Below are 16,625 nucleotides of genomic sequence, written 5' to 3'. Positions count from 1 at the left end.
ACCGGAGGTCACTGAAATACAGCGGCGTGACAGAGGGCCGCAATGGTAACGCAGTCCTCGTTATCTCTGTAGCCCGATCTGGCGATAATGCTGGGTCAGTCTTTCTCCTGCTCCAGCGCGCGCTGGCGAGAAAGGCAGATGGCCTGATGATTGTTATCTGCCCATGCAATTAATTGCTGCATGGGTTCGAGAAATGAACGGCCTAAATCCGTCAGGCTGTACTCAACGCGCGGCGGCACTTCCGGATAAAGTGTGCGCAGGATATAGCCATCCATTTCCAGCCGTTTCAGACTGCGTGACAGCACCTGACGGGCAACATCGCCAATATGACGGTGAAGTTCATTGAAACGTAAGGTCTGTTCGGCCAGCGCTTCGAGAATCAATAAACTCCATTTGTCGCCTATCCGGTCAAGCACATCCCGGATGGGGCAAGGTTGTTGATACGTAAAGGTTGCGGGTGAAGATTTGGGCATCGGGTCGGTTCCTGTGCATCGCTAAGCGTCACTTTCAGGTGATTAAGTCACTCTGGTGTGACTTCTTGTTATCCATTTTGCGCGAATGTAACATCCGTCACGACGTCAGTCTATTTTTGTGACCAGGTGTCTGAGCGAAACCCTGTATCGCATTCGACAGACGTCAGGCAATCCCTGTGTACTCAAAATCTGGTGCCTCGCGACCAGCGCTATGACGAACGATCAAGGAGAATAATGATGATAGCTTTTCTGAAAACCCTGTTGCTGGCGGCAGGTATCCTGACCGCGGGTGCAGTTTACGCGGCACAACCTGGCGAAGGCCGGGATATCAAGGTGGAAGAGGCCAATCGTGCACTGGTGATCCATTTCTATGATCAATTTTTTAATCACCACAAGGTCGCTGAAGCGGCCCGGGTTATCGCGGATAATTACCGTCAGCACAATCCCGGCGTGCCAAACGGCAAGGCACCGCTTGTTAACTTTTTTACCGACTATTTCAGGAAAAACCCGCAGTCAAAAGCACGCATCGTCCGAAGTGCGACCGATGGCGATTTGGTCTGGCTGCATGTTCACTCCACCAACGGTGAACACGATCGTGGCCAGGCCGTTACGGATATTTTTCGCGTGAAAAACGGCAAAATTGTCGAGCACTGGGATGTGATTCAGGCTGTACCGGCGACGTCGGCGAACACCAATACTATGTTTTGATTCAGGCAGGATAACGCGTGGCAGTACTCAAACGCTGCCACGCGTTCAGTTCTGTGATCAACCTGTCAGATAGGTGGCTGTGGCGGTCGCGATGTAAACGCCCTGATCATTGTGTAACTCCACCCGCGCCACAGAGACTTTATTGCCGGCACGCAGTAAACGACTGGTGGCGATAAAACGCTCGCCGCGACCGGGACGCAGATAGTCTACCCGCATATCAATCGTTCCCATGCGAGACAGTCGCTGGCGGAGCATTTCCTCACTGATTGTTTCCTCACGCGTCAAGGCATGACTGACGCACACCATGCCTGCCGCCACGTCCAGTACGGCGGCGGTGACCCCACCGTGGAGAATCTGTTGAGCGGCATTGCCGACCAGCATGGTTTTGTTCACAAAACTGATTTCAGCGTAGTCGGCGTCAAGGTGATCCAGTTCCAGACCAAGTGCCTGGTTAAACGGCATATGATAAATAAAAATTTCACCGACCAGGCGGCGAGCGTCCTGCTGAGTCAATAGCACGGATGACATGGTGTTTAGTCCTGAACAGCTGACAAATGAACTGTAGATGTTAATGAGTTGTTTATTCTATGCTTCGCTCGACAGGGTTTCCAGTTTAGGAAATCAGCGCTGATGTTCGCTCACATTTGTGTGTAGAATGTCCTGCTTTTTACAACACCCATTCGCTTTTATGAATACGCAGTTTCCACTGGAGAATCCTATGCGTAAGCATCGCGCCTTGCTGGCGGCAATGTTACTTCCTGCTTTGGCGCAGGCGGACGAAGCCACGATCAAACACGTTCACGATGCACCCCAGGTTCGTGGCAGCATTATTGCCAACCTGCTGGAGCAGCATGACAACCCGTTTGTGCTTTATCCTTACGAAAATAACTATCTGCTTTACACGTACACCAGCGACATTAATAAAGAGGCGATTTCCTCTTATAACTGGGCGCAGAATGCCCGTAAAGACGAAGTGAAATTCCAGCTTAGTCTGGCATTTCCACTGTGGCGCGGCATCCTGGGTGACAACTCCGTGTTAGCCGCGTCCTATACTCAGCGCTCATGGTGGCAGCTATCTAATAAAAAAGAGTCGTCGCCCTTCCGCGAGACAAACTATGAGCCGCAGATTTTCCTGGGCTGGGCGACCGATTATTCGTTTGCCGGCTGGACGCTACGTGATGTTGAAGTGGGCGTGAATCATCAGTCCAATGGCCGTAGCGATCCCACGTCACGCAGCTGGAACCGTGTTTATACCCGCCTGATGGCGCAAAACGGTAATTTCCTCGCAGAGATCAAACCCTGGTTCCGTATTTCTGAGAGCGCCAGCACGGACGATAACCCGGATATTACAAAATACATGGGCTACTATCGGGCGAAAGTGGGCTATGCGATGGGTGACAGCATTTTCAGCGTGGAAGGCAACTATAACTGGAATAGCGGTTACGGCGGCGCTACGCTGGGCTGGAGTTATCCCATCACCCAGCACGTGCGTTTTTACACCCAGCTGTTTAGCGGCTATGGTGAATCTCTCATTGACTATAACCACCGTCAGACTCGTTTAGGCGTAGGTGTGACCCTTAACGATTTGTTCTAACCAACCATTAAGTCAGGAATACAGTGGCAACCTCGGCAGTTCTTAATCAGGAAGCGTTGGCGCAGCAGGTATTGCAGGATACCTTCGGCTACCAGCAGTTTCGTCCCGGTCAGCAGACAATCATAAATGAAGCGCTGAGCGGGCGGGATTGCCTGGTGGTGATGCCGACCGGCGGCGGTAAATCACTCTGCTATCAGATTCCGGCGCTGGTGCGCGAGGGGCTGACACTGGTGGTGTCGCCACTCATCTCCCTGATGAAAGATCAGGTGGATCAGCTCCTGGCAAACGGCGTGGCCGCGGCCTGCCTGAACTCGACCATGACGCGCGAGCAGCAGCAGGTTGTCATGGCCGATTGCCGCAACGGGCGCGTTAAGCTGCTCTATATCGCGCCAGAACGTCTGATGATGGACAACTTTCTTGACAGTCTGGCGCACTGGCAGCCCTGTATGCTGGCCGTTGATGAGGCGCACTGTATTTCCCAATGGGGGCATGATTTCCGACCGGAATATGGCGCGCTGGGACAGATGCGCCAGCGCTTTCCCGATCTGCCCGTCATGGCGCTGACAGCGACCGCTGACGAAACGACCCGTCTTGATATCATTAACCTGCTGCATATGCAGGATCCGCTGATTCAAATCAGCAGTTTTGACCGCCCCAATATTCGTTACACGCTGGTGGAAAAATTTAAACCCACTGAGCAGTTGCTACGTTACGTACAGGATCAGCGCGGTAAATGCGGCATTATTTACTGTAACAGCCGGGCAAAAGTTGAGGATACCGCCGCACGTCTGCAAAGCCGGGGGTTAAGCGTTGGGGCATATCATGCCGGAATCGACAGCGCCCAGCGCGCCCGCGTACAGGAAGCGTTTCAGCGCGACGATTTGCAAATCGTGGTGGCGACCGTGGCATTTGGGATGGGCATCAACAAGCCGAACGTGCGTTTTGTGGTGCACTTTGATATTCCACGCAACATTGAATCCTATTATCAGGAAACAGGACGTGCCGGACGTGATGGCCTGCCGGCAGAAGCCATGATGCTCTACGATCCTGCTGATATGGCCTGGCTGCGCAAATGCCTGGAAGAGAAGCAGCCTGGCCCGCTACAGGATATTGAACGTCACAAGCTGAATGCGATGAATGCTTTTGCCGAAGCGCAGACCTGCCGTCGTTTGGTGCTGCTGAACTACTTTGGTGAAGGACGTCAGCAGCCCTGCGGGAACTGCGATATTTGCCTCGATCCGCCAAAGCGCTATGACGGCCTGGTGGAAGCCCAAAAGGCACTCTCCAGTATTTATCGCGTCGGCCAGCGCTTTGGTATGGGCTACATTGTTGAAGTATTGCGCGGTGCCAATAATCATCGCATCCGCGAACAGGGACACGACAAGCTGCCCGTTTATGGGCTGGGTAAAGAAAACAGCCACGAGCATTGGGTCAGCGTCCTGCGTCAGCTGATTCATCTGGGGCTGGTGACGCAAAACATCGCCATGCATTCTGCGCTGCAGCTAACTGAAGCGGCCCGACCGGTATTGCGCGGTGAAGTTCCGCTGATGCTGGCGGTGCCAAGACTGATTACCGCCAGACCGAAAAGCAGCGGGTCGGCCAAAGTGTATGGCGGCAACTACGACCGCAAGCTGTTTGCCAAGCTGCGTAAACTGCGTAAAGCGATAGCCGACGAAGAGAATATTCCGCCCTACGTTGTGTTTAACGATGCAACCTTGCTGGAGATGGCAGAGCAGATGCCGGTGAGCGCCTCAGAAATGCTCAGCGTGAACGGCGTGGGGCACCGCAAACTGGAACGTTTCGGTAAGCCGTTTTTGCTGATGATTAAAGAACATCTCGATGAAGAGTAAAGAGGAGTTACCATGTTGATTTTGTTCGGCACGATTGCCCTGGTCCATCTTGTTGCCCTGATGAGTCCCGGCCCGGATTTCTTTTTTGTCTCGCAAACCGCCGCCAGCCGTTCGCGCAAAGAAGCGATGTTGGGCGTTCTGGGCATTACCCTGGCGGTCATGATCTGGGCCGCGGTAGCGTTGATGGGCCTGCATCTGATTTTGCAAAAGATGGCCTGGCTACACCAAATCATCATGGTCGGTGGCGGACTCTATCTACTATGGATGGGTTGGCAGTTAATTGGCTCAGCCCGTCAGCGCCACAAACAGCCCGTGCAGCAGGAACCTGTCGTCGAACTGCCCAGGAAAGGCATGAGCTTTATTAAAGGTCTGCTGACCAACCTGTCGAATCCCAAAGCGGTTATCTACTTTGGTAGCGTCTTTTCCTTGTTTATCGGTAACGATGTGGGGGGGCTGGAACGCTGGGGGCTGTTCGTCCTGATAAGCGTTGAAACCTTCGCCTGGTTTTCTCTGGTCGCGGCTGTTTTTGCCCTGCCGTGGATGCGGGATAAGTATCAACGTGCTGCGAAGTGGGTAGACGGTGTTGCGGGCGTGCTGTTTGCCGGTTTTGGCATTCATCTGATCCTGTCGCGCTGATAGCCGGTTACCGGACACGTCAGTCGTTACGGCAAGCCGCCGACAGCGTCACTGTCGTGCGGCAGCCTCCGCCGGGTCAGGCGATACGTCTGGCGCTGGCCAGCAGTCCCCCAATCGCGATGAATAAGCCGCCGAAAATGCGGTTCATTAGCTTCATCTGCCTGGGCCCTTTGATCCATCCTGCAATGCGCGTGGCTAATGTGGCATAGCCAATCATGACGATGATATCCACCAGAACGGTTGTGACGCCCAGCACCAGATACTGCAGCATCAGCGGCTGGTGAGGCAGGATAAACTGGGGAAACAGCGCCGCCAGAAACACAATGCTTTTGGGATTCGTCAGGTTCACCATTACTGCCCGCTTGAACAGGCGACGACGCGGCATGGCTTTCGACATAGCGTTGAGGTCAATCGCGCCCGCAGTGCGCCACTGTTGGATGCCCAACCAGACCAGATAGCCTGCGCCGGCCCACTTTAAAATCTCAAACGCCAGCAGCGACTGGGAAAAAAGCGCCCCAAGACCGATCCCCACCAGGGCGATATGCAGGGCAAGACCAACCTGCAGGCCTGAAATAGACGCGACCGCACCACGATAACCGTGGCTGATGCCCGTGCTCATGGTGTTAATGGCACCAGAGCCGGGTGAAAGGCTAAGAATTGTGGTGGTAAGAAGATAAGTCAGCCACCATTCGATGGTCATGGGTTGTACTCCCTGTCACGTCTGAAGTGTGACACAATACGCCAGAATGCTGCGCAGGGCTATGGACATCATGCGGCCGTTCAGACTCTTTTTTTCCGGCAATCAGGAGGGCGGATGAAGCAACACAGAGCAAGCTGGCTGCAACGCGAAAAGGCCTTCGCTGCCTTCGCGACCGGCCCACTGCTTGATTTCTGGCACAGCCGTGAAGAGTGTGAATTTACCGGTGTTGAAAATCTGACCTTACGTTACGTTCGGTTCATTTCACCGCAACACAAGCGCGTGATTGTAATCGTTCCCGGGCGCATTGAGAGCTACGTTAAATATCCCGAGCTGGCCTACGATCTGTTTCACTGTGGGTTCGATGTGATCGTGCTCGATCACCGTGGTCAGGGGCGATCCGATCGGCTGCTGGATGATTCGCATCTTGGACATGTGGTGGAGTTTTCCCACTATGTCGATGACCTTGAAACGCTCTATCTGAAAGAGATTGTGAGCCGTCATTATCAACAACGTTATGCGTTGGCGCATTCAATGGGGGGCGCAATTCTGGCCCTGTTCCTGGCGCGTCAGCCTGGCGCGTTTCACGCTGCGGCTCTGGTTGCGCCGATGTTTGGCATCGCGCTGCCGTTACCCTCTTTTCTGGCGCATAAGATCCTCGACTGGGCAGAGAAACGACCTGCCGTTCGCGATGGCTATGCATTAGGCACGGGGCGCTGGCGGGCTCATCCCTTTGGCATTAACCGTCTGACGCACAGTCATGAACGTTATCGTCGCAGCCTGCGTTTTTATGCGGACGACCCGGCGATTCGTGTTGGCGGTCCCACCTATCACTGGGTACGGGAAGGCATTCATGCCGGACGCAACATATTCAGTCAGGTTGATAAAATAACGACGCCGCTACTGCTGCTACAGGCAAGCGAAGACAGCGTGGTGGATAACCGCTCACAAGATCTGTTTTGCGCCGCCATGGCGGCAGCCGGTCATCCCTGTGAGGGCGATAAGCCCCAGGTTATTAAAGGTGCACGCCACGAGATTCTGTTTGAAAAAGACAGCATGCGCGCCGAAGCATTGAATGGGATCGTCGATTTCTTTTTATCGCATCACTAGTTATCCGTTTACATTACCGGCTACGGCCAACCGACACAGATACCCGAGGTTTTCATGTACCACATTGTTGTGTCCGACCTGGACGGCACACTGCTCTCTCCCGAACACCGCCTCACGCCTGATGCCCGAGAAACGTTGCAGCAGCTGGTGGCAAAAGGCATTCACTTTATTTTCGCCACGGGCCGCCATCACATTGATGTTGGACAAATGCGCGACAAGCTGGGGATTCCGGCGTATATGATTACGTCAAACGGTGCCCGTGTGCATAATCCAGCCGGCGAACTGATTTTTAGCCATAACCTGGATTGGGATATCGCCCAGGACCTGTTCGGCCTGCAGTACCATCATCCGGAAGTGCTGACCCATGTTTATCGTGACGATGAGTGGTTTGTCAGCCGTTGCAGTCCGGCAGAGAAAGATTATTTTCGCGAATCTGATTTTCATTATCAGGTTTATGAACCGGGCATATTGCCCACTGACGGCATCAGCAAAGTCTTTTTCACCTGCGAAGAGCCTGAACACCTTATTCCAATGGAGCTGGCGATTGAAGCGCGTTGGGGAGACAGGGTCAACGTCAGTTTTTCACTGCCCACCTGTCTGGAAGTGATGGCGGGCGGCGTCTCAAAAGGCCACGCGCTCGAATCTGTGGCAAAACAGTTAGGCTTTACGCTGAAAGACTGTATTGCCTTTGGTGATGGTATGAACGACGTCGAAATGCTGAGTATGGCGGGCAAGGGCTGCATTATGGCTAATGCGCACCAGCGCCTGAAAGATACCCTGCCAGAGCTGGAAGTGATTGGCAGCAATGTTGAGGATGCCGTGCCGGCGACGCTCAGAAAGTTGTATTTATCGTAGTGCGCCTGAGCAGAAGGCCGGTTAACCGGCCTTCTGACGGCTAGGCCAGTTTTTGCTTGTGTTTATGCTCGCTGACCATAGTGAGCAGCAACAAGATCACTGCCAGCACACAGCCCACAATCATGACTAAAAATCCGCCATCCCAGCCAAAATAGTCCACCGTGTAACCCACAATGGCGCTGGCTGCAACCGATCCTCCCAGATAACCGAACAGCCCGGTAAAGCCCGCGGCCGTCCCGGCGGCTTTTTTCGGCGCCAGCTCCAGCGCGTGGAGTCCTATCAGCATCACCGGCCCGTAGATCAGGAAGCCAATAATAATCATACAGGCCATGTCCACACCGGGATGACCCGGCGGATTTAACCAGTAAACCACCGTTGCGATGGTCACCAGCGTCATAAAGAACACGCCCGTCGCGCCACGGTTTCCGCGAAACACCTTATCGGACATCCAGCCGCACAGTAGCGTGCCAGGGATCCCCGCATACTCATAGAAGAAGTAAGCCCAGGACGACTTATCCAGCGTGAAGTGTTTCACCTCTTTGAGGTAAGTCGGTGACCAGTCCAGAATGCCGTAACGCAGCAGATAAACAAACACGTTTGCCAGGGCGATATACCAAAGTAATTTATTCGGCAGAACATACTTCATGAAGATTTGTTTCGCCGTGAACTCTTCTTCATGGCTTTCGTTGTAGTCAGCCGGATAATCGTTTTTGTAGGCCTCGATGGGCGGCAGACCGCAGGACTGCGGCGTATCCCGCATCAGGGCAAAGGCCAGGATGGCAATGACAATGGCGCCAAAGGCCGGCATATAAAGGGCCGCCTTCCAGTCGTTAAACCAGGCCATTCCCAGCAGAAACAGCAGGGGAGGAATGCCGCCGCCGACGTTATGCGCACAGTTCCACACCGAGACAATGCCGCCGCGTTCCTTTTGCGACCACCAGTGCACCATAGTGCGTCCGCAGGGTGGCCAGCCCATTCCCTGAAACCAGCCACAAATAAACAACAGCACAAACATCACCATGATGCTGGAGGTTGCCCAGGGAACAAACCCCATGAACAGCATCACGAAAGCGGCCAGGATCAATCCTGCGGGTAAAAAGACCCGTGGATTAGAGCGGTCGGACACCGAGCCCATAATAAACTTGGAAAAGCCGTAAGCGATGGAGATACCGGAAAGCGCAAACCCCAGATCGCCTCGTGAGAAACCCTGTTCAACCAGATAAGGCATGGCCAGGGCAAAATTCTTTCTGACGAGGTAGTAAGCCGCATAGCCAAAGAAAATACCGATAAAGATTTGCCAACGCAGGCGGCGGTAGAGTGGATCGATACGATCCTCTGCCACCTGAGGCTGGTGTGGTGCAGGTTTAAAAATACTTAACATTAGGGTGGCCCTCCGGGCGCATTATGGTTTTGATTCCCCAGCAGGTTGGGTCGAAAGAAAAAAGGGTGCTCGCAATGCACCATTTCGCGCAGAGAATAGACAGAGGCGGACTGGGTTACTGTGATGAATGACAAATTTGTTACAGTTTTATTACAGTAAGGCGCGAAAATGCCAGGCAGATGCGCTTTTTCGCCCATTTTTAACCTCAGGCATGCTCTCCTGAGCGGATAAAAGTCGGGGTGAGGGATCGTTGCCTGATCGCCTGGTAAATAACCAGATGTCAACCAGATAATGCAGCTCTGATTCAGGACATTGTTTACACTGACGCTCTGTTTATTTCGGGGTTGTTACCGTGCTTTTATTGATTGTTACTACCATTCTGTGGGCATTCTCCTTTAGCCTGATCGGTGAATACCTTGCCGGGCAAGTGGACAGCTGGTTTTCAGTGCTGATGCGCCTGGCGCTGGCCGCCATTGTGTTTCTGCCGTTCCTGCGCTGGCGCGGCTATCGGCCTTCGACGCTCTTGCTCTATATGCTGGTAGGGATGTTGCAGCTGGGCATTATGTATTTGCTGAGTTTTGAAGCCTATCTGTATCTGAGCGTGTCAGAATTCCTGCTGTTCACCGTAATGACGCCGCTGTATGTCACCTTAATCTACGACCTGATAAGCCGAAGGCCCCTGCGCGTGGGCTACATTTTCAGTGCGCTGCTGGCCGTTGCTGGCGCGGCAATCATTCGTTATGACAAAGTCAGCGATAACTTCTGGTTTGGTCTGCTGCTGGTCCAGTTGGCGAATATCTGCTTCGCGGCGGGGATGGTGGGCTACAAACGTTTGCAGGAAACCCGTCCAATGCCGCAACATACGGCGTTTTCATGGTTTTATCTGGGCGCGGTTCTGATTGCGATCGTTGCCTGGGCAGCCTGGGGCAATCCCCATAAATTGCCTACCACGACGCTGCAATGGGGCATTCTGGTCTGGCTGGGCGTCGCGGCTTCGGGGCTGGGCTACTTTATGTGGAACTACGGCGCGACGCAGGTCGATGCCGGCACGTTGGGCATTATGAATAACATGCACGTTCCGGCCGGCTTATTGGTGAACCTGGCGATATGGCAGCAAAAACCGCACTGGCCAAGCTTTATCGCAGGAGCCATCGTGATTATGGCGTCGCTGTGGGTCCATAAGCGCTGGGTGGTAGGCAACAGCGCAAGATAGTCCGGGGCGGGCCTTGCCAGCGAGTAAACCGTAGCGGGAGAGGAATGCAGGGCATCTGGGCTGGAAACAGGCTGTGAACGCCCCTGAGCCTGACCGGAAGCAGACCGCATGACAGGCGAGCTGCTTCCGGTCAGGGCGTTTCTGATTAAGCGGGTTTACCTGTGGCGGGGCGATGAATCATCGTCAGCCCTTTAAGAAAATTACGCAGGATCTGGTCACCGCACTCGCGGTAGTTTTTATGATCCGGTTTGCGGAAGATTGCGCCAATCTCAGCCTGAGAGACCGTAAAGTTGGCTTTTTTCAGCACGTCAGGAATGTCGGTAGTTTTCAAATCAAACGCGATGCGCAGCTTTTTCATAAAGATATTGTTGTTCATCTTGCGCTCGATGGAGGGCGCAGGCGCGTCTTCACTTTTTCCGCGGCGATGAAAAATTAAACCGTTAAGAAAATATCCCATCACCACATCGGGGCAGGGTCGAAACGCCGCATCCTCATCTTTCTTCAGCCAACTGGTGATGTCCGCCTGAGCCACTTCACATTCAGCCAGCGCAAAAATCGCCACCATTTTGGCATCGTTCAGATCGAGCATATAGCGCACGCTGCGCAGAATATCGTTGTTAGTCATGGTGAGATCTTCTCATGGTAAATCGACAGGCTGCGCATTATAGGGGATTTTGCCTGCTATCGCGCAGCTTTGTCACTCACGCGATAAAACCTTCGCAGGATGCGCGGCGTCCCTGACAAAGGGCAGATGCTCGCAGGCATGCTGACGGGCAAAACGCATAAACGCTTCCAGTACCGGCTGGCGCTGTTCACCGTCGCGCACAGCGGCGTAAAGACGACTCCATAACCCTTCGCCCAGCGTTTTGGTGATCACCAGGCCCTGTTTTTCAAAACTTTCGACGACCCAGTGCGGCAGCGCAGCAATCCCCATGCGCGCCGAGACCATTTGAATCATCAGCAGCGTGTTATCGACATTCTTGAGCGCCGGACTGATCCCCGCAGGTTGCAGAAAGTGGCGCCAGATATCCAGGCGCTGGCGCTGTACCGGATAAATCATTAGCACTTCATCCGCCAGGTCTTCAGGTGAAATGTGTTCAACCTGCGCCAGAGGGTGATCTGGCGCCAGCACCAGGCGGACTTCGAAATCAAACATAGGTGAATAGAACAAGCCTGAGCGCGGCAGGATATCCGACGTCAATACAATATCCAGTTCGCCCTGCTGCAGCGCGGGCTGCGGATCAAAGGTTACGCCCGATTTAAAATCCATCATCACCTGGGGCCAGCTCTGACGAAACTTATCTAAAGCCGGTGTCAGCCACTGAATGCAACTGTGGCATTCGATCGCGACGCGCAGCGTGGTCTGATGCGGTTCGTGGCAGGCCTGAAGCGCCTGCTGAATTTGCGGCAGTATCTGCTCTGCCAGCTGCAATAAAATTTCGCCCTGCGGGGTAAAACGCAGTGGCTGACTTTTACGAACAAACAAACGAAATCCCAGCCGCTGTTCCAGATCGCTGAACTGATGTGATAACGCCGACTGTGTCTGATGAAGCTGAGCCGCAGCAGCAGCCAGCGAGCCCGTATTCTGCAGAGCCTGAAGCGTCCGGAGGTGTTTGAATTCGATCATGAGAGTCCTTCACATCGAAGCTGAATAATTTGCGCTTGAGCGACATACAGTACCCGCAGAATATAGCGGTGTAAACATCTGGACGGCTAAACATCATTGGCGACCCGCCAAAGCCGAAGACTTTCTGGAGAATAGTGAATGACTATCTTAAATCATACTCTCGGTTTTCCACGTATTGGTCTGCGTCGCGAGCTGAAAAAAGCACTTGAAAGCTACTGGGCTGGCAACAGCACGCAGGAAGAATTACAGGCGGTGGGTCGCGAACTGCGTGCGCGCCACTGGCAACAACAAAAAGCGGCCGGCGTCGATAAAGTGCCGGTGGGCGATTTTGCCTGGTACGATCATATTCTGACGACCAGCCTGATGCTGGGCAACGTGCCTGCTCGCCATCGAAATCAGGACGGATCGATTGATCTGGATACGCTGTTCCGCCTGGGCCGGGGGCGTGCACCGACGGGTGAGCCAGCCGCGGCGGCAGAAATGACAAAATGGTTCAACACGAACTATCACTACATCGTGCCAGAATTCACGCAAGGCCAGTCGTTTTCTTTAACCTGGACCCAACTGCTGGATGAAGTGGACGAGGCGCTGGCGCTGGGTCATAACGTTAAGCCTGTGTTGTCAGGACCGTTAACCTACCTCTGGCTGGGTAAGGTAAAAGGAGAACCCTTTAATCGTCTGTCACTACTGAACGATATTCTGCCCGTTTATCAGCGGGTCCTGACCGAACTGAACGCGCGCGGCGTTGAGTGGGTACAGATTGATGAACCCGTCCTGGCGCTGGAACTCCCACAGGAATGGCGCGAGGCCTTCAAAGCGGCTTACGCTGCGTTAAACGGGCAGGTCAACCTGCTGCTGACCACCTACTTCGACAGTATCGGCCAGAATCTGGATATTATCCGCACGTTGCCAGTGCAGGGCCTGCATGTGGATCTGGTGCAGGGGCAAGATGATATCCAGCAGGTGAACCAACAACTGCCCGCAGACTGGGTGTTATCTGTCGGCGTGATCAATGGCCGCAACGTCTGGCGTGCCGATCTCAGCCGTTGGTTTGAGCGTCTGCAGCCGCTGATCGCCTCACGTGAACACCTGTGGATTGGCACATCCTGCTCGTTGCTGCACAGCCCCATTGATCTGAGTGTGGAGACCCGTCTGGACGAGGAGGTGAAAAGCTGGTTTGCCTTTGCCTTGCAAAAATGTGATGAGCTGTCGCTACTGAGTACGGCGCTTCGCCGCAACGATCCCGCATCGCTGGAGGAATGGAGCGCACCGGTTCAGGCACGTGCGCATTCCCGCCGCGTCCACAACGCGGCTGTCGCACTGCGTCTGACAAATGTTCAGGCCAAAGACACCGAACGTGCCAGCCCTTACGCCGGGCGTGCCAGCACACAACGTCAGCGTTTCAACCTGCCCGCCTGGCCAACCACCACCATCGGTTCCTTCCCGCAGACCACTGAAATTCGTGGATTACGACTCGACTTCAAAAAAGGCGCGATTGATCGCGCGCATTACCGTACCGGTATCGCGGAACACATTAAGCAGGCGATAGCTGAGCAGGAGCGTTTGGGACTGGACGTGCTGGTTCACGGCGAGGCGGAACGCAACGATATGGTGGAATACTTTGGCGAGAACCTGGACGGCTTCGTCTTTACACAAAATGGTTGGGTACAAAGCTACGGTTCACGTTGTGTTAAACCGCCGGTCATTATTGGTGACGTCAGCCGTCCTGAAGCCATTACCGTTGCGTGGGCAACCTATGCGCAGTCCCTGACTGATAAGCCGGTAAAAGGTATGTTGACCGGCCCGGTCACCATTCTCTGTTGGTCATTCCCGCGGGAGGATGTATCACGTGAAACGATCGCCAAACAGATTGCACTGGCGCTGCGGGATGAAGTTGCGGATCTGGAACTCGCCGGCATTGGCATTATTCAGATTGATGAGCCCGCACTGCGTGAAGGATTGCCGCTGCATCAGTCCGACTGGGCAGATTATCTGCGCTGGGCCGTGGAGGCGTTTCGGTTAACCGCCGCTGTCGCGAAAGACGAGACGCAAATTCACACGCATATGTGTTACTGCGAGTTTAACGACATTATGGCATCCATTGCGGCACTGGATGCGGATGTGATTACCATCGAAACCTCACGTTCCGATATGGATTTGCTGGATGCATTCAACGCATTTGAGTATCCGAATGAAATCGGGCCCGGCGTGTACGATATTCACTCCCCCAATGTACCCGACGTCGAGTGGATAGAAAATCTGTTACGCAAGGCCGCACAGCGTATCCCTGAGGAACGTCTGTGGGTGAATCCGGACTGCGGCCTGAAAACTCGCGGCTGGCGCGAAACCCGACAGGCGCTGGCTAACATGGTCAAAGCGGCAAGAAACCTGCGGGGCGAAACCGCCTGATTTCCTGGTGTTGTGTCAATACGTTGTCAGTATGTTGGGGCGCCTGAGCGCCCCTTTTTTCAGTCACTTCGCGGGGGCAACACCGTATTGCGCAAACCAGGCTAACATGCGCGCCCAGCCATCGGTGGCCGATTCGGCGTGATAGCTTGGACGATAGTCGGCGTTAAAAGCATGTCCGGCCTCGGGATAAACAATGATCTCAGCTTTGGCATTGGCCGCGTGCAGTGCCTGGCGCATCTGCTCGACGCTCTCCAGCGGAATGCCGTCATCCTGACCTCCATACAACCCCAGCACGGGCGCGTTTAGATCAACGGCGATATCGATAGGATGTTTTTGCTGCTTCATGGTTTTTTCACCCACCAGGCGACCATACCAGGCTACGGCGGCGCGCAGTTGCGGGTTGTGCGCGGCATAAAGCCAGCTGATGCGTCCGCCCCAGCAGAAACCGGTAATCCCCATGCGGCGAATATCTCCCCCGTTACGGGCAGCCCAGTTCGCCGCGTGATCGAGATCTGCCAGCACCTGGCTGTCGGGCACTTTACTGACCAGCTCTTTGAACAGGGTAGGGATGTCGTTGTAATCGTTGGGATCGCCTTCACGGAAGTACAGTTCTGGCGCGACGGCCAGATAGCCCTCCAGCGCCAGCCGACGGCAAATGTCGCGAATATGTTCGTGAACGCCAAAAATTTCCTGTACCACCAGCACGACCGGCAACGGACCTTCTGCTGACTGCGGCTTCGCATAAAACGCCGGCAGGTTTTCACCCTGGCTCGGAATGGAGGTTTCCCCCGCATGGATGTTGGCGCTGTCGGTAATAATGGTGGTCGCTGCTGTGGGCTGAACTGCCGGAGCAAACGCGCCTGCAGCTGATTTTTGTGTCATATTATCTTCGGTTTTCATCGTTCTCTCCGTGCAAGCATAGGCGCAATCACGTAACTATAGCCTGGCCACCCATGACAGGTACCGGGCATTGAGTAACAGAGCTGTTAACCAATAAAATTACACTTCTCTTTAACATTCCCGCGATAGCTTCCACATCACCATATGTAGCAATACGCAAGGCGAGAGATGGATGTGTGATCTAAATCACCTTATTTTTCTTTGGGAATGTAACTTTCATTTTCTTAAGTGAATTTAGTCACATATTTACCTCGCCCGGTGACGTAAAGTGGCGTAAAAATTTTCCTTAACCCGGAGTCTGATATGACACAGTCTGACGTATTCCATCTTGGCCTGACTAAAGCTGACCTGCAGGGGGCAACGCTGGCCATTGTTCCTGGCGATCCAGAGCGCGTGAAAAAGATTGCCGGACTGATGGAAGATGCACAGCATCTTGCTTCCCATCGCGAGTTCACCACCTGGCTGGCGAAGCTGGATGGCAAACCGGTTGTTGTGTGTTCGACAGGTATTGGCGGACCTTCTACATCGATTGCCGTTGAGGAACTGGCACAGCTTGGCGTGCGTACGTTCCTGCGCGTGGGAACCACTGGGGCGATTCAGCCCCATATCAACGTCGGCGATGTTTTGGTCACCACAGCATCAGTGCGCCTGGACGGTGCCAGCCTGCATTTCGCCCCCATGGCGTTTCCGGCAGTGGCGGACTTTACCTGTACGACGGCATTAGTCGCGGCGGCGGAAGCCTGTGGCGCTAAAACCCATATCGGTATTACGGCCTCTTCTGACACCTTTTACCCGGGTCAGGAACGATACGATACCTTTTCAGGCCGTGTCGTAAAAAGCTTCCAGGGCTCTATGCAGGAGTGGCAGCAGATGGGCGTGTTGAACTACGAGATGGAGTCGGCGACCCTGTTAACCATGTGTGCCAGCCAGGGGCTGAGAGCCGGGATGGTAGCGGGCGTTATCGTCAACCGCACCCAAAAAGAGATTCCGGATGCCGTCACGATGAAGCAGACGGAAAGCGACGCGGTGAAAATCGTGGTGGAAGCCGCGCGCCGTTTACTGTAATTCCCCTGTTTTAACAGACAGGCCCGTGATCGGGCCTGTCTGTCCTGCCACTCACAAGCCTTTGCGTCGCCTCTTCCAACGCCAGCAAATATATCTGGACATTCATA

The 16,625-nt window shown here is 54.1% G+C and carries 16 protein-coding genes; 9 read left to right on the top strand and 7 right to left on the bottom strand.

Annotation, left to right across the window (positions count from 1 at the left end):
- Positions 1-95 precede the first annotated feature (95 nt).
- Entirely contained in the window at positions 96-473 is a 378-nt protein-coding gene (locus tag AAIE03_RS17240; protein ID WP_013024078.1) for a winged helix-turn-helix transcriptional regulator, read from the bottom strand.
- Between the two features lie 234 nt (positions 474-707).
- Between AAIE03_RS17240 and AAIE03_RS17235 the strand changes: the two genes are divergently transcribed.
- The gene (locus AAIE03_RS17235; RefSeq protein ID WP_105082623.1) at positions 708-1,181 is read left to right on the top strand and encodes a nuclear transport factor 2 family protein; all 474 of its coding nucleotides are present in this window, start codon (positions 708-710) and stop codon (positions 1,179-1,181) included.
- Between the two features lie 57 nt (positions 1,182-1,238).
- Here AAIE03_RS17235 and AAIE03_RS17230 read toward each other — a convergent pair whose 3' ends face one another.
- Positions 1,239-1,709 carry a thioesterase family protein gene (locus AAIE03_RS17230; RefSeq protein ID WP_014595018.1) on the bottom strand — a complete coding sequence of 157 codons (471 nt, stop codon included), beginning with the start codon at positions 1,707-1,709 and terminating at the stop codon, positions 1,239-1,241.
- Between the two features lie 190 nt (positions 1,710-1,899).
- Between AAIE03_RS17230 and pldA the strand changes: the two genes are divergently transcribed.
- The 3 genes from pldA to rhtC are packed head-to-tail and all read left to right on the top strand — an operon-like array spanning position 1,900 to position 5,261.
- Positions 1,900-2,775 carry a phospholipase A gene (gene pldA, locus AAIE03_RS17225; protein ID WP_014606982.1) on the top strand — a complete coding sequence of 292 codons (876 nt, stop codon included), beginning with the start codon at positions 1,900-1,902 and terminating at the stop codon, positions 2,773-2,775.
- Positions 2,776-2,798: 23 nt separating this feature from the next.
- Positions 2,799-4,625, top strand: coding sequence for an ATP-dependent DNA helicase RecQ (recQ, locus tag AAIE03_RS17220; protein ID WP_013024082.1), 1,827 nt, complete (start codon positions 2,799-2,801; stop codon positions 4,623-4,625).
- A gap of 12 nt (positions 4,626-4,637) precedes the next feature.
- Complete coding sequence (gene rhtC / locus AAIE03_RS17215) at positions 4,638-5,261, top strand: threonine export protein RhtC (RefSeq protein WP_013024083.1); 624 nt, start codon at positions 4,638-4,640, stop codon at positions 5,259-5,261.
- Between the two features lie 76 nt (positions 5,262-5,337).
- Here rhtC and rhtB read toward each other — a convergent pair whose 3' ends face one another.
- Positions 5,338-5,961 (bottom strand): homoserine/homoserine lactone efflux protein, encoded by a 624-nt coding sequence (gene rhtB / locus AAIE03_RS17210; RefSeq protein ID WP_013024084.1) that lies wholly within the window; start codon positions 5,959-5,961, stop codon positions 5,338-5,340.
- A 114-nt stretch (positions 5,962-6,075) separates the two neighbouring features.
- Between rhtB and pldB the strand changes: the two genes are divergently transcribed.
- Entirely contained in the window at positions 6,076-7,068 is a 993-nt protein-coding gene (pldB, locus tag AAIE03_RS17205; RefSeq protein WP_014595021.1) for a lysophospholipase L2, read from the top strand.
- A gap of 54 nt (positions 7,069-7,122) precedes the next feature.
- Positions 7,123-7,923: a sugar/pyridoxal phosphate phosphatase YigL gene (yigL, locus tag AAIE03_RS17200; protein WP_013024086.1), complete on the top strand. Its 801-nt coding sequence runs from the start codon at positions 7,123-7,125 to the stop codon at positions 7,921-7,923.
- A gap of 40 nt (positions 7,924-7,963) precedes the next feature.
- On the opposite strand, the gene glpT is transcribed toward yigL, so the two are convergent.
- A complete protein-coding gene (glpT, locus tag AAIE03_RS17195; RefSeq protein WP_013024087.1) occupies positions 7,964-9,304 on the bottom strand; it encodes a glycerol-3-phosphate transporter in 1,341 nt (446 codons plus the stop codon).
- A gap of 352 nt (positions 9,305-9,656) precedes the next feature.
- On the opposite strand from glpT, the gene AAIE03_RS17190 reads away from it, so the two are divergent.
- Positions 9,657-10,517, top strand: a complete 861-nt coding sequence (locus AAIE03_RS17190; RefSeq protein WP_013024088.1) for a carboxylate/amino acid/amine transporter — start codon at positions 9,657-9,659, stop codon at positions 10,515-10,517.
- Positions 10,518-10,662: 145 nt separating this feature from the next.
- Here the strand turns inward: AAIE03_RS17190 and AAIE03_RS17185 are convergent, their stop codons facing one another.
- Complete coding sequence (locus tag AAIE03_RS17185) at positions 10,663-11,142, bottom strand: YehS family protein (protein ID WP_013024089.1); 480 nt, start codon at positions 11,140-11,142, stop codon at positions 10,663-10,665.
- Between the two features lie 72 nt (positions 11,143-11,214).
- Positions 11,215-12,144: an HTH-type transcriptional regulator MetR gene (metR, locus tag AAIE03_RS17180; RefSeq protein WP_022623771.1), complete on the bottom strand. Its 930-nt coding sequence runs from the start codon at positions 12,142-12,144 to the stop codon at positions 11,215-11,217.
- A 138-nt stretch (positions 12,145-12,282) separates the two neighbouring features.
- Here metR and metE point away from each other — a divergent pair, with 138 nt between their 5' ends.
- On the top strand, positions 12,283-14,553 hold the full coding sequence (gene metE / locus AAIE03_RS17175; RefSeq protein ID WP_498563098.1) for a 5-methyltetrahydropteroyltriglutamate--homocysteine S-methyltransferase: 2,271 nt from the start codon (positions 12,283-12,285) through the stop codon (positions 14,551-14,553).
- A 63-nt stretch (positions 14,554-14,616) separates the two neighbouring features.
- Here the strand turns inward: metE and AAIE03_RS17170 are convergent, their stop codons facing one another.
- The gene (locus AAIE03_RS17170) at positions 14,617-15,453 is read right to left on the bottom strand and encodes a dienelactone hydrolase family protein (protein ID WP_013024092.1); all 837 of its coding nucleotides are present in this window, start codon (positions 15,451-15,453) and stop codon (positions 14,617-14,619) included.
- Between the two features lie 303 nt (positions 15,454-15,756).
- On the opposite strand from AAIE03_RS17170, the gene udp reads away from it, so the two are divergent.
- Positions 15,757-16,518, top strand: coding sequence for a uridine phosphorylase (gene udp / locus AAIE03_RS17165; RefSeq protein ID WP_014606979.1), 762 nt, complete (start codon positions 15,757-15,759; stop codon positions 16,516-16,518).
- The last annotated feature ends 107 nt before the right edge of the window (positions 16,519-16,625 follow it).

Source organism: Pantoea sp. Ae19-2, assembly GCF_059801205.1.
The sequence above is the reverse complement of the archived record's forward strand: the minus strand, read 5'-3'. Positions and strand labels throughout refer to the sequence as shown.